At 61.7% G+C, this 14,228-nt stretch carries 11 protein-coding genes; all 11 read left to right on the top strand.

All coding sequences use genetic code 11. From position 1 onward, the window contains the following. The first annotated feature begins 163 nt into the window (after positions 1 to 163). The 11 genes from ACXJ1Z_RS05795 to ACXJ1Z_RS05745 all read left to right on the top strand — a co-directional run bounded on the left by ACXJ1Z_RS05795 (position 164) and on the right by ACXJ1Z_RS05745 (position 14,126). Positions 164 to 2,809, top strand: coding sequence for a calcium-binding protein (locus ACXJ1Z_RS05795; protein ID WP_463780223.1), 2,646 nt, complete (start codon positions 164 to 166; stop codon positions 2,807 to 2,809). A gap of 363 nt (positions 2,810 to 3,172) precedes the next feature. Continuing rightward, the gene (locus ACXJ1Z_RS05790; RefSeq protein ID WP_463780221.1) at positions 3,173 to 3,640 is read left to right on the top strand and encodes a glucuronosyltransferase; all 468 of its coding nucleotides are present in this window, start codon (positions 3,173 to 3,175) and stop codon (positions 3,638 to 3,640) included. Next, positions 3,637 to 4,113, top strand: a complete 477-nt coding sequence (locus ACXJ1Z_RS05785; protein ID WP_463780220.1) for a glycosyltransferase — start codon at positions 3,637 to 3,639, stop codon at positions 4,111 to 4,113. Before ACXJ1Z_RS05790 ends, ACXJ1Z_RS05785 begins: the two co-directional genes overlap by 4 nt. Positions 4,114 to 4,259: 146 nt before the next feature. Then, on the top strand, positions 4,260 to 5,369 hold the full coding sequence (locus tag ACXJ1Z_RS05780) for a glycosyltransferase (RefSeq protein ID WP_463780219.1): 1,110 nt from the start codon (positions 4,260 to 4,262) through the stop codon (positions 5,367 to 5,369). Further along, on the top strand, positions 5,356 to 6,708 hold the full coding sequence (locus tag ACXJ1Z_RS05775; RefSeq protein WP_463780217.1) for an O-antigen ligase family protein: 1,353 nt from the start codon (positions 5,356 to 5,358) through the stop codon (positions 6,706 to 6,708). The genes ACXJ1Z_RS05780 and ACXJ1Z_RS05775 overlap by 14 nt, the downstream gene beginning before the upstream one ends. Before the next feature lie 82 nt (positions 6,709 to 6,790). Next, on the top strand, positions 6,791 to 8,119 hold the full coding sequence (locus ACXJ1Z_RS05770) for an O-antigen ligase family protein (RefSeq protein ID WP_463780215.1): 1,329 nt from the start codon (positions 6,791 to 6,793) through the stop codon (positions 8,117 to 8,119). Further along, positions 8,116 to 9,390 carry a polysaccharide biosynthesis protein gene (locus ACXJ1Z_RS05765; RefSeq protein ID WP_463780214.1) on the top strand — a complete coding sequence of 425 codons (1,275 nt, stop codon included), beginning with the start codon at positions 8,116 to 8,118 and terminating at the stop codon, positions 9,388 to 9,390. Before ACXJ1Z_RS05770 ends, ACXJ1Z_RS05765 begins: the two co-directional genes overlap by 4 nt. Before the next feature lie 226 nt (positions 9,391 to 9,616). Beyond that, positions 9,617 to 10,411, top strand: a complete 795-nt coding sequence (locus tag ACXJ1Z_RS05760; protein WP_463780213.1) for a WecB/TagA/CpsF family glycosyltransferase — start codon at positions 9,617 to 9,619, stop codon at positions 10,409 to 10,411. 222 nt (positions 10,412 to 10,633) lie between these two features. Next, a complete protein-coding gene (locus ACXJ1Z_RS05755; RefSeq protein ID WP_463780211.1) occupies positions 10,634 to 11,668 on the top strand; it encodes a glycosyltransferase in 1,035 nt (344 codons plus the stop codon). Next, positions 11,665 to 12,765, top strand: a complete 1,101-nt coding sequence (locus tag ACXJ1Z_RS05750) for a glycosyltransferase family 4 protein (protein WP_463780210.1) — start codon at positions 11,665 to 11,667, stop codon at positions 12,763 to 12,765. Before ACXJ1Z_RS05755 ends, ACXJ1Z_RS05750 begins: the two co-directional genes overlap by 4 nt. Before the next feature lie 119 nt (positions 12,766 to 12,884). Then, a complete protein-coding gene (locus ACXJ1Z_RS05745) occupies positions 12,885 to 14,126 on the top strand; it encodes a hypothetical protein (protein ID WP_463780208.1) in 1,242 nt (413 codons plus the stop codon). Positions 14,127 to 14,228 lie beyond the last annotated feature (102 nt).

Genomic DNA, 14,228 nt, shown 5'->3' with positions numbered 1-14,228 from the left:
TGATGGCTGAGAGCCTTTTTGCGTTGGGCATCGCTCGGCGGACAAGGCGTGTCATGGCAACATCACATTCGATGTAAATTGACAACAGCGCGTTAACCGCACCTGTCAGGTGGTTTGGAAGAAGCTGGGCATAAACACCTAGATGACCAACGAGGAATTGCGCATGTATCTGACATCCACCGGAAGATCCCTGAGCCTCACCAGCGGCACGAACAACTGGACCATGACGGGCACGCTCGGGGTGTCGCGGACCGGGACCGTGAAGAACGACGTCTTCGATGTCTCCACGACCGAGAAGGTCGCCGGGCTGGGCGGTGACGATGTCTACAAGCTGTGGAGCGCGGGCGCGACGATCATCGAGCAGGCGAATGGCGGCAACGATACGGTGTATGTCGGCTACTGGGGCGGCATCAACCTGGCCGACAATATCGAGAACGTCGTGCTGTCCTCTGCTGGCGCGACCTGGGCGAACGGCAACGCTCTGGACAACCTGATGATCGCCGGGACCGCCGGTGCCAAGCTGAACGGCGGCAAGGGCAACGATGTGCTGGTCGGTGGCGTGGGCGCCGACATCTTCACGATCGAGAAGGGCAATGGCAGCGACGCCATCATGAACTTCAAGCCCGGCTGGGACATCGTCAACATGGCGACCTACGGGTTCACGTCGTTCTCCCAGCTCAAGGCGGCAGGCACCCAGTCCGGAGCGGACACGGTGTTCAAGCTGGGCAACGGCGAAACCCTGACGCTGCGCGATGTCAAATTGAACACGCTGAGCGCGTCCGATTTCAACCTGCCCTCGACCGGGCTGAGCGTGGGCGTGGATCAGATGGCGTTGCAGGCCTACCAGGGCCGCAACTACAACGGCTGGGTCGTGCTGACGAACGCCTGGGGCTCGTCCAACCTCAAGGAGGGCGTGGATTTCACGCTCAAGAGCGTCTTCAACCCCAAGGATGCTACCGCGGGCACCACGTTCGAGTGGAGCTACCCGATCTCGAACGCCGCCAACGCCAAGATCCTCGCCTATCCCGAGGTGATCTTCGGCCACAGCCCGCTCGACATCGCGACCAGCAACCCGAACGACAAGGCTGCGGTGTTCCCGGTCAAGGTTTCCAACATGGTGGGCCTGAAGGCGGACTACGACGTCACGTTCTCGGGCAACCTGGCCGAATTCAACGTGTCGTACGACATCTGGCTGAGCAAGGATCCCAAGGCGATCGGCAAGCAGTATGTCTCGAACGAGATCATGGTCTGGGTGCACAAGGGCGGGTTCGAGGCCTTCGGTAAGGTCGTCGGCACCTACCAGTGGGGTGACGCCAAGGCGACCATTTATCATGAGGGCACCTACACCGCCGTCGTGTTCGACCGTGACATCCCCAAGGGCAACCTGGATGTCGGCGCAATCATGCAGAAGCTGGTCGAGCTCAACATCGTGTCGAAGGACGAGTATATCCGCTCGCTCGAATTCGGTTCCGAGGTCAACGGCGGTCAGGGCAAGCTTGTCATCAACAACCTCGACCTGTCGGTGCAGACCAGCAATGCCGATGGTTCGATCACGACCAAGACGGTGACGGGATCGGGCACCACGGTGGACACGGTTCAGCCGGTGTCGAGCAAGCCGGTGCCGACCAAGGCCTCCCTGCTCGCCCAGGACAATTTCAAGGCCGCGGTGACCGACGCGACGAAGGCGGCGGTGGACGATAACGGCCACAAGATCGGCACGCAGACTTCGACGACCAACGCCGACGGCTCGGTCTCGATCAAGGAGTTCACACTGCTCGGCGCCCTGAGCGGCTCGCAGTTGATCGTGAACCTCGGTACCTCGATCCAGATCCAGCATTTCGATGCGGCCGGCAAGTTCACCGGAGCGGAACAGCGTGACTTCGCCAAGGACGGCATGCCGTCGGTCAGCCAGTTCGACGCCAGCTGGAAGGTGACGGGATCGTCGCTGACGGTCGACATCGGCAATGGTCGCACCGAAGTTCAGCATTTCGACGCCAATTACAAATTGATCGGCGCCGATCAGATGTACACCGAGACCAATGGCGCCCACACCACGCTGCATTATGGTTCGAACTGGGCCTTCACCGGCGCGACAACCGTGTACTCCAGCGCCACGAGCACAAGCACTTACATGTACGATGCGAATTGGGTGCTGCAGGCACGCGACAAGGTCGTGTTCTCCGCGGCTGCCGACTCCGACATCGTGATGACCTCGCACTACGATGGTGCGAGCAAGCTGCTGGGCGCGGACCAGGTGCGGTACTACGCCGATCACACCACCTATACGCATTACGATGCGAAGAACGTGCTGACCGGTGGAAAGGACGTCTATCTACAGAAGGACGGATCGCTGACCTCGATAACGTTCGACGCCAACCAGAAGGCCATCAGTCAATCGCTAGACGGAACCGCGCTCGCCAATACGATGCAGGGCTCTGCCCTTGCCACCGACTTCCACAGTGGCGCGGGTTCCGACGTGCTCAAGGGCGGTGCCGGGGTCGATCGCTTCTTCTTCGACACCGACATTCGCAAGGGCGAGTTCGACACGATCACCGGCTTCACCTTGAAGCAGGACAAGATCGCCCTCGATCACGACATCTTCTCTGCCCTGAACGCAGGGACGACGCTGGATGCCAAGATGTTCGCGGCGGGCAAGGTGGCGCAGGATGCCAATACCCACGTGCTCTACGACGCGGCCAGCCAGAACCTGTACTACGACGCCGATGGCAAGGGAGGTGCCGATGCGATCCTGATCGCCAACATCAAGGCGTCGGGCATGCTTTCGGCGACCGATTTCATTCTCGTGTAAGGTCTTTGCGGGTGTCGGGGTGGCCCACCGCGACCGGCTTGGATGGCCGGGACTGTCGGGCCGCCTGGACACTCGCGTAGATGGATGTTGGGCATCACGCCATCCATCGGCGTGCAACAGGGTGCGGGCGCGGTCTGCCCAACGCGGAGCATCAAGCGTTTGTTGACGCTTTCACGGCATAGCTGGCGCAGCGAAAGTCCCGGCCGTTTCCTTGGCTCGAATGCATGCGGCGCCACGTTGCGATCCGTGTCGAGGCGCGATGTGTCCCGGTAGAAAACAACGGGCCGCAAGCTTTGACTTGCGGGAGAACACGTGCGCTGCGATAGTTTGCGTTGAGGATGGCTCCATGAGCCCTGGAGCATTATGAGCAGCTTACACGATGGCCGAACGACTGTTCTTGCGGTAGCATCCGGTGGCGGCCACTGGGAGCAGCTGATGTTGCTGCGGCCTACCCTGGATCAATTCGCCACCGTGTATGTCACGACAAACCCGGACGTCGTCAGGCGTGATGGCGTCGCCACGAGCCTCGTCATCCCCGATTCGAACCGCCACGTGCCCATGGCAGCGCTGCGGACGGTGGTCGCCGCGCTGCGCATCGTGGTGAAGGTCCGCCCCAGGGTCGTGGTGACCACGGGTGCGTTGCCGGGGCTCGCCTGCCTCATGCTAGGGCGGTTCATGGGCGCGCGCACCGTGTGGATCGACAGCCTGGCCAATTCCGAGCGCCTGTCCATCAGCGGCCGTTTTGCCCGCCTGTTCTCCTCGGTGTGGCTTACCCAATGGCCAAAAGTGTCGGAAGAGACCGGTGCACAGTTCAGCGGTTGCCTGCTTTGATCCTGCTTACCGTCGGAACGCAGCTACCCTTCGATCGCCTGATTCGTGCGGTGGACGAGCTTGCCCCCGCGCTGGGCGAGACGGTGTTCGCACAGACCGGCAAGACCAAGTACACCCCGCTGCACATGGGCTTCGCCTCGATTGTCGAGCCGGTCGCCTTCGATACCATGGCGCGCCGCTGCAGCCGGATCGTTGCGCACGCCGGGATCGGCACGGTCCTGCTTGCGCGTCGATATGGCAAGCCAATCATCCTTGTGCCGCGGCAGGCATCGCTGCACGAGCATCGTACCAACCACCAGGTCGCGACCGCCACGGCTTTGCGGGATCACTCGGGCATATATATTGCCGACGACATCGCCATGCTGCCCGACCTGCTCACCCGCGATCTGCTTCCCCCGGCCGCGGACGACGTTCCTCCGGGGCGCAAGCAGTTGAACGACACCTTGTTCGATTTCATTCGCAAGGCGCGCTAGCACGGGCGGGCCTATCCGCGCGCCCAAACCGACCGCCGGCCTGAAATAGGACGGATGCGCGCAAACCCTCGCGCCTTATGGGGTGTAATCGAAACATTTAGCTAGTAGTTGGACGTAGTCGGCCCTGGCGGCATGTAGAGGATATCATGCAGCTGGAAGCCCGTTCGACATACTTTTTCAGCACGCACCCTTCGGGCGGAATCCGTGAATTGTGGGCGAACCTCGCCGAAGGTCTGCAAGCCGAAGGCATGCCGACCGGGCTTGCCGCGCTCTACCCGGTCCAGCCAGCTGCGGACGAACCTGGAGCCTTGCGCTGGCACCATCTCGCGTCCGCCAAGCCGAACGGCATCGTCGGGCAGCTGCGGCTACTCGCATCGCTCGCCCGGTGGCTGCGCCGCACCCGGCCGGCCGCTATCGTCACGGCCATGCCCGCCGCCAATGTCGTGGTGCCGATCTTCGCCCGCATGTTCAGCCCGTCGACCCGCGTGATCGTGTCGCATCATTCCCCCACCGAAACGCATAGCCGGGCGTTCGACCTGATCGACGGCTGGAGCGGCAAGCTTGGGAATGTTGCGGCAGTGGTGAGCGTGTCGGACACCGTCGCGCAATCGTTGGCGGCCAAACCGGCGCGCTATCGATCCAAGCGCGCGACCATACACAACGGCCTGCCGCCGCAGATCGAGCGCTTGCTCGACGGGTTGGGGCAGGATCGGTCGCGTGATCGGGCGCATGGCCGGCGCCTGGTCGCGACTGGAAGGCTGGCTTACCAGAAGAATTATCCGCTATTGCTGCGTGCCTTGTCGCGCATGCGCGATGTCACGCTGGACATCGTGGGCAATGGGCCCGACGAGGCCGAGCTGCGCGCGATGGTCGTCGCGCTCGGCATCCAGGAGCGGGTGGTCTTCCACGGTTATCGTCCGCGAACCGAGGCGCTGGCCTTGCTCGCCCGGTGCGATGTCTTCGTCCAGGTCAGCCGCTTCGAAGGGCACAGCCTCGGCTTGCTGGAAGCGGCCAGGCTTGGGCTGCCGCTTGTCGTGTCCGCGATCCCGGTGCAGATCGAGGCGGTAACCGGGCCCGACGGCGAAGTACGAGCGCAAAGCGTCGGCCTTGACGATGTCGACCGGCTTGCCTCCGTCTGCGAGGGCCTGCTCGACAATCCCGACGAGTACCGGTGCTGGAGCGCCTTGTCGGGCCAGGTCGCGCGCGATTTCACCTTTGCCGCGATGGTCGCCAAGTACCGCCGTGTTCTTCGCTGAACGTTTCGTCCGGCGGCTGGCGCACAAGGTGCCGGCGCTGGTGCTGATCACCGCCAAACGGCTTTACTCAGGTACCAACTCCAGACTGCGCTATCGGGTCGCGATCCTCTCGCTGGCCGTAATCCTGTACACGGTGATCATCGGTACAAAGCCCTTGCAGATCAAGGTCTCGAGCGCTGCCGCGGTCGATGGCGACCCCGTGCGCCAGCTGATCTATCTGGCTGTCACCGGGTTGTTGCTCTGGTCGTCCCAGGTGCATCGCAAGCCTTCGCGGCTGGTGCCGTTTCCGCTGCTGATCTCGCTGCTGCTGGTTTGGTGCATGATCAGTCTAAGCTGGTCGGCGGTGCCCGACATCGCGGTGCGTCGCCTGTTGCTGACCTTCATCGTCATGTGGGTGATCTTCCGCTCGGTCGACGAGATCGGCTATGCCCGCGTGGTGGTGGTGCTCAGGGTCGCGCTGGTGGCGGCGCTGATCGCGAATTTCCTCGCGGTCGCGCTCAGCCCGGTGGCGGTGCATCAGGCCAACGAACTGGCCGACCCCAAGCTGGTGGGCAGCTGGCGCGGCTTCCTGCCGCACAAGAACTGGGCCGGCCCGTTATGTTCGATCACGATCATCGTGTTCGTGTTCAACACGCGCCAGCTTGCCGGCCGCTATCGCATCGTCCAGCTGCTGACCCTGATCGGCAGCGCATTTTTCCTTTACAAGACTCAGTCCAAGACCTCGATGAACCTGCTGGGCGTTTCGCTGATCCTGGGCGTCGTTTTCCAGCGCTACAATCCCGCATACCGCGTCTTCGTCATCCCCGTGGTCGCCACCCTGGTGATGACCGGGGTCGTCGCCTTCAGCGCCTATCACGATGAACTGCTGGCCCCGTTCTGGGGATCGGACCGCACGGTGCTGACGGGGCGAGTCGATATCTGGCCGTTGCTGATCGACTACTGGAACGATCATCCCATGGGGGCGGGCTTCGGTTCGTTCTGGAAGGTGGGTCCGGATAGCCCGATCAACCACTACACCGATACCTGGGTGGCGGGCGTGGGCAACGGCCACAACGGCTACCTCGATCTTCTCGTCACCATCGGCTGGCCCGGCCTGATCCTGGCCGTCCTGGCGGCGGTCATATCGCCGCTGGGACGGTTGATGCTGAGTGGAAACATATCACGACCGGCGAGGGGCATGTTGATCGCGTTGCTTGTTTTCTGCGTCTCGCAGAACTGTACCGAGACGAGCCTGTTCGACCGCGACATGCTGATGCAGGTCTTCTTCATGCTCGCGGTAGCGCTGATCTACGAAGCGTCGCGCTTCGGCGATCTCCCGCGCTCGGTTCATCCTCGATGACGCAGGGGCTGGCGCAATCGCGCGCATCACGGCAGGTACATCCACGTGTGCCGATTCTTGCGCGCAAACAAGGAGTAAGGACGTGAGAACGCCGACCAGGACACGAGCCGGCGCAATCGCCGCAGGCGAGGCGCCAAGCGAGACCGGTCTTGTCGTCTCGCTGGTGATGCTGATCGCGCTGATGATGCTGGCGCCCTTGATGAGCTTTGACACCGGGCCGCTCACGGGCGGTGGCAATCTGGCGCGCCAGACCGCGTACCTGGCGACACTGGGCGTGGCGATCTATGCGGTGCGTCCGCTGCAGGATCCCAAGCGGCTGCTGGTGGTGCCCTGGCCACTGACCCTGGTGCTTGCCTACTGCGCCATCACTCTGACATGGTCGCTTGCGCCGGGCATCGGCGCGCGAAGGCTGCTGCTTACCGCTGTCGTGGTGTGGACGATCTGCCTGATCGTCGCACAGCTGCCCTTCCGGCGGCTCATCACCACGCTTCGCTGGGCGCTGATCGTGGCGCTCATCGCCAATTTCATCACCGTATTGTTGTTTCCCGACTGGGGTATCCACCAGAGCAACGATGGTTTCTCGAAGGATCTCGTCGGCACCTGGCGCGGCTTCATGATCCAGAAGAACTACGCTGGCGTTGCCTGCGCGGTGACCTTCGTGACTTTCGCTTTCGATAACGAGGGCATGCCCAAGTGGGTTCCGCCGGCGGCGATGGTCGGATCGGCGATCTTCCTGCTGATGTCGGAATCGAAGACGTCGTTCGGCATCGGCCTCTACGCCATTGCCGGGGGCCTGCTGTACATGATCCAGTCGCCGCGATACCGCGCCTTGTTCCTGCCGGTTCTGTTCACGGGCGGGCTGGCGGCGCTGATCGGTTTCGCGATGTTCTGGCGACCGATCAACGCGACCCTGAGCAACCCTGTCGCTTTCACCGGTCGCGTGCAGATCTGGCAGGCTACCGCCGGTTACTGGCGCGATCATATGTGGACGGGTGCTGGCTTCGGATCTTTCTGGAACATCGGTTCGGACAGTCCGGTCTATACGTATGGACGTGGTTTCGTCACCGGCCTGACCTCGGGCCACAGCGGCTTCCTTGATCTTCTGGCCACGATCGGGCTGCCCGGCCTGGTGCTCGTCGTCTTTGCTTGCGTACTCTTCCCGCTGGGCAAACTGCTGGTGAACGTCACCCTTTCGCGCAAGACCGGTGCGCTGCTCACCGCCTGGGTGTTGTTCTGCATCGGGCACAATTCGACCGAGACCAGCCTGTTCGAGCGCGATCAGATCCCGCAAGTCATCCTGATGTTCGCGGTCGCGCTGATCGTCAAATTCTCCAAGCCCGACGCTGTCGTCCAGAAGGGGGCGGCGGATCGGTTGTGGGCGGATCTTGGCGTCGGCCGGACGCGCAAATGAAGACACTGTTGCGCTATGGCCTTGCGGCCATAGGGCCGATCTCCTCCGCGGGTGTGCAATTCGCCCTGTCGCTGGTGCTGCTGCACGCGCTTCCAGCCGCGCAGTTCGGAAGTTTCTCCTTCCTGCTGGTGTTGTCGCAGTTCTCTTCGGGCATTGCCATGGCGCTGTTCTGCGCGCCGTTGCTGATCGTGATCCATCAAAAGTCGCTGTCGGAGGTCGACCGGCAAAGCGTTCTGGCGGCCCTGTTCGCAGGCAACGCCTTGTTCAGCGTGGCGATCGGCATCGTCGGCCTGGTCTGTGGCCTGCTGTTGGGCATCGGCGCGAGCGCGGCGGCGCTGTTTGGTGTCTATGCCGCGATCTATCTCGTGCGTTGGTACGGACGGGCTTTCGCCTACGCCGAACAGCGGCAGCTGAGCACCACCTTCTCCGACCTGACATACACCGTAGTGCTTGCCGGGGGAGTAGGCTTCCTGCACTTCGCCCAGGCTACCACTTTGCCGCGGGTCTATGCGGTGCTGATTCTGGGCGCGGCGGCGGGCCTCGTCCCGTTCGGGTTGCCGTACCTCGCCACGCAACTGGCACCGCGCACGATGCGCCGGCTCGGACATTACCGAATCGTCTGGAAAGAGCATGCGCGCTGGTCGCTGCTGGGCGTGCTTTCGACCGAGGCGACGATCAACGCGCATGCCTATCTGGTGACGGCGATCGCGGGGCCGGCCGCTTTCGCGCCGATCGCCGCCAGCGCGCTGTTGCTGCGGCCGTTGTCGGTCGGCACCAACGCCCTGTCCGAATTCGAACGTGCGCGAATGGCGCGGATGTTGGCGAATGATGATCTCGCCGGCGCCCGACGGGCGGCAAACGGCTTTCGCATGATGCTGGTGCTGGTCTGGCTGGGCACAGCCGCAATGGCCGCAGCGATCCTGCACTGGGCACCGACTTTGCTGTTTCCCGCGCGCTATGATCTGCACTTCCTGGTTGTCGGTGCGTGCATGTGGATGGTAATCGGCTTCATCCGTATGGCGCGTGCACCGGACAGCGCATTGCTTCAGGCCAGTGGCCGATTTCGGCCATTGGCGATGTCCAGCATGGTTTCCGCCGGTATCTCGGTGGCGGGCGTGCTGGTGCTGTTGATGTTCGCGGGGCCCTTGTGGTCGATCCTGGGATTGCTGGCTGGAGAGATGGTGTACGCCTGGCGGATGAGCCTGCTTATGCACGATCTGCAGCCCAGGCCTCGGTTCACCGCAAGCTCGACAACATTGTTACCACGCTAAGCTTTTCTTGGCATCTGCGTGCGATAAAGCCACGGAACCGTCACAAGGATGCACAGGACCATACTCGTCCATTGTCTCCGGGACTTAGGGGCGATACGGTTAAATGACTGGTGAGGATCGCATCTGCCATGATGCTGTTGCAACGCTCGGCAGGAACGGGCGTGCTTTGGGCCAGTTGCGGAGAGAAGGTATTGTCGGACGTGCACGTGTTATCACTGGACCAAGGGTGAGAGCGCGGAATCACCAGGCTGCAGGCGGGGCTGACGACGACACCTTGACGGTCGGCGGCATCGTGTGTTCGCGCATGAACCGCGCGCAACTTGCCGCCGCCATGGTTGCCGACACGTTGAAGGCGCGAAGCGGGGCGCTGGCCGAGCCGCGAATCGTGATCTCGTCGAACGGGATGGTGATCGCGCGCTACCATGCCGATGCCGAGTTCCGCGGCCTCGTGGATGCTTCGGACATCGTCGATGTCGATGGCATGCCGCTGGTGATGGCCACCAAGCTGTTCTGCCGCACTCCGTTGGTCGAGCGTGTCGCCACTACCGACTTCGTCCGCGACGCCAGCGCCGCCGCCGCCGCGGACGGTATCCGCTTTTTCTTCCTGGGTGCCGCTCCCGGCGTCGCGGATGATGCGGCGCGCAACCTCGTCGCCGCGTATCCGGGTCTGCAGATCGTCGGTACGCGCAACGGCTACTTCCCGCGCGAGGCTGAGGAAGAGGTCTGCGCACAAGTGCGGGAAAGCGGCGCGGACGTACTGTGGCTGGGCATCGGCAGTCCTTATCAAGAGCAATTCGCGTTTCGCAATCGCTCTAGGCTGGGCGGACTGGCCTGGATCCGCACATGCGGCGGGCTGTTCGATTTCTATGCCGAACGCGTGCCCCGCGCGCCCGACTGGGTGCAGGATACCGGGTTTGAGTGGTTGTTCCGCACGCTGCAGGAGCCGCGGCGACTGACCGGCCGGTATCTGCGCACCAATCCTGTCGCGGTCTACCACCTGCTGACCAAGACGCACGACTAGTCCAGCGGGGGCGGTGCGTGGCTCTGGCACGGCGAGCCGCGCTGACTGGGGACGTATTAAACCCTGTTCCTCCTTGGTGTAACCACCTATAGACCTTGTGTGCAGATGCAGCATGAGCGGGATCAGGTGGCGATGTAGCGCTTCGTGTATCCCGCCAGGCTGCACCGTCACCGGGATGGGCAGGACTGACTGCCGGCCCCGCGACAAGATGAGGCAGGCGTAATGGCAATCGGCGTAGATTTGGTCCTGGCGACGCGACCAAACGCGACAACCGGCATCGAACGCTATGCCCTCAACCTGTTTTCCGCGCTGCGTGAGATCGCCCCCGATGCCATCGGCTACATCGACCAGTCGAGCGGCGTCATCGATGGGCCCGGCCTGATCCGCGTAAAGGGAGGCTTTTCGGGTTGGCTAACCTTGCCAGGCCAAAGTGCGTATCGAACCGGGCGGAGCGATATTCTACTGTGTCCGGCTTTTCCGCCCAGCCCGCTGGTCCTCGCAAAGGGCATCCCGGTCGCCCGCATTATTCACGACGACTTCCCCTGGACCCGCACCAAGGCGCTCAACCTGCGCGGTCGCATGCTGTTCAAGCATTTCGAGGCGCTGTTCGCAGCGCGCTATCGCCACGTCTTCGCGCCGACCCAGATGATGGCGCGCAATCTCACCGCCATCCTTAAGAGGCCTGTCGCCCCGATCGGCAACGCGCCGGGTCTCGACCTGACGAAGGCGCCCGCCGTTACCGCGCGTCGCCCCCAGTTCATCGCTGTCGGCACGATCGAGCCGCGCAAGAACTATGAGGCCCCGCTGGCGGCTCTCGATCGCCTGCCACCTGAGTGGACCGCCGCGGTCGTCGGCCGCAAGGGCTGGGGCCCCGTCGCCGAAGCCTGGGACGAACAGCTTCGCCGAACCGGCAGTCGGCTCACGTGGCACGGTCATGCCTCGAACGAAGATCTACTGGCGCTCTACCAGCAGTCGTCCTGCTTCGTCAGCATGTCCTTTGCCGAGGGCTTCAACATGCCGCTGGTCGAGGCGGGCAGCCTTGGCCTGCCGGTCGTCGCCAGCGATATCGAGATTCATCGCAGCGTCGCGCCACCGTGGGCGCGCTTCGTCCCGCTCGACGCCACGCCCGACACGCTGGCGCAAACCATAACGCAGGCCGCCGCGATCCCCATTGCACCCGGTGACGCCGAGGCTTACCGGCGCAAGTTCAGCTGGGGACATATCGCCACAGAGGTCAGGAGCAGGCTGCAGCCATGAAGCCAAGTCTTACCCTCGTCTGGCATGAGGCCGGCAACGCGCTGTATCACGATCGTTTCCGTGAACTGGCCAAGCTGTTCGACCTGACCGTGCTGGGCCCCGCCGTGTTCGCAGGCGTCGATTACGCCGCCGCCGCGCCCGCCGATCCGGGCTTCCGGCTCAAGCTGTTCAAGTCCTACGCGCACCGGCATTGGCTGTCCTACGTCAGCCCCGGCATGCTGGCCTACATTCGGGCCAACAAGCCGCAGATCCTCTACGTTCACGAAGAGCCACATTCCCTGACCGCGTTGCTGACGGTCCGGCTCAAGCGGGACAGCGTGTTCGTGCTCGAAAGCAGCGCGATCAACATGAAGGGCAACTTTTCGGGCCGCAACCTGGCGGAGCGATCGGTCTATGCCCGCGCCGACATCATCTTTCCCAAGAACACCGAAGTCGCCGGCGTGCTCAAGGCGCGCGGCGCCGATCCCGCGCGGATCGTCGCGCCGCTGGGCAACGGGGTGTCGCTGCAGTCCTTCCGGCCGATCGCCACCGCCCGAGAGCAGCTGCAGGAGATGTTCCCGCAGACCGCCGAGGTCTTCGCGGGCGGCATGCTTGTCGGTTTTGCCGGACGCATCTGGCGGCCGAAGGGGCTGGAGACGCTCGCGCGCGCCGCCCGCAAGGCGCAAGTGCCCCTGCTGCTGTGCGGCCCGGTGAGCGATGCCGACGTGGCGACGGCGGTGCAGGATCTAGGCGCGGTGCTGTTGCCGGCGCTTAACAAGGCGCAGCTGCCGCTGTTCTACTCCGCGCTCGATCTCTTCGTCCTGCCCAGTGAGCCGACGCCCAATTGGCGCGAGCAGTTCGGCCGGGTCTGCGCCGAAGCGGTTTTTTGCGGAACCCCGGCAATCGGATCGAACGTCGGCGGCATTCCCAGCGTGGTTGGTGAGGACGCGACCTTCACCCCGGCCGACGTCGACGAACTCGCCGCGAAGATTGAAGCACTCAAAGGCGAAGATGCCCGCGCCGCCTTGCTTGAGAAACAACGTGCGCACATCGACAGCAACTTCTCGTGGTCCGCCATTGCCCTGCGCGTCCAGGCCGAGACTGCGAGACGGGTATGAATTTCATAAAAAAACAACTGCAGCTTCAGCGTGTGCTGAAGGTTCGGCTGGCAAGAAAATCAGAATCACTGCCGCGATGCGCGCATCAGTCCGCACGCGCAATCTTAGGGTAAAATCAAATGCCTCCACCATCCAGGGTAACATTTGATAATCTTCTGCACGGGTTTTTAGAAAACTGCATCTTTCTCGGCGTTTTTCTCAACCTGATATTATCATTTATCAATGCACACGTTTTTGGCGTCAACATAACGGTTGTGACAAGCGTACAGGTAGCGCTGACTATCATAATACTTGTCGTTTCGCTTATTTATACCAAGCAGATTAGTCCAAGGCTGATATTTTCAGCTCTCGCTCTCGTCTTCTTTGTAATTGCGCTTGGCTTGCTTAACAATAAGTTGGTGATCCGCAACGTATACGATGTCACCGTCTTTCCCATCTGCATTATGGCGGGACTAGCCCTCGGGCGGTATAGCAAGGTCAAAGCTTTTTGGGGTCTTGGGATTGTATTGGCGATCTCCCTACTAGACGCTGCGTCACCATCCACTTACTCTGAAATAATTAACCCACAAAGCTTCTATAACAACACTCGTGCTTGGGCAGCGGCAACAGCCATTCAGCAAAAGAAGACTGATGATGAAGGGCTTTATGTTGGAGCTGAAAGAACTGACGGAAACATATTTTCCTTTCTAGGCGTTGATCACCGCGTGGGCGGGCCTTTCCTCGAGCCTCTCTCTCTGGGATACTTTGCAATCATACTTGCGATAATTGTATTATCCTCAAATTTGAGATCGGTTACTAAAATATATGGTATTGGCTATAGTCTATTAATTGCCCTTATGGCTGATACTAGACTAGCTGTTGCCATCATCGTTCTGTTTGCTCTCTCATTCAAGTTTCTCCAACGAATCCCGAAAATCATTCCTATCGCACTTCCTTTCGTGGTGCTCGCCGTAAGTGCCTTGGTCTACAGTTCTCCGCTTATTGATCCGGAGTTAGAATATCGTCTCTCTCTGACCTTCGATCCGCTGATGTCGTCATGGTACGGAGCGCTGTTGGGCTTAGTGAATGACTCAAGATCAGGCGATAGCGGTGTCGTGTATCTTGCAAGTGCCGCAGGGATCATGGGATATTTTCTACTCGTCTACGTCGCATCGGGCCTACTTGTGAGCAGGACGTTTCCCTCGGTCATATCGCTGTGCATCATCCTCTACTTGGTCGTCACATCAATGTTCGGCGCTGCATTTCTGTCGATTAAAACAGTTGCAGTGCTCGGCACCTTCGTCGGGATCATCGCCCGCCAGACTTTACCGCTTGCGAGACCAAGGGCGATAATGGAACGGGATGAACTTAGCGCCGCGTGATTATGATGAAATGCCCATGCTGTTGCTGAACAGCATGGGGTGGCCCCTAGGGGATCTGGCTGGTATCCGCCGGCCAGATCGCCGATGTTAAATCATCAATAT

This window comes from Novosphingobium sp. TK46, assembly GCF_055361525.1.
This window is presented reverse-complemented; position numbering and strand designations above follow the sequence as displayed.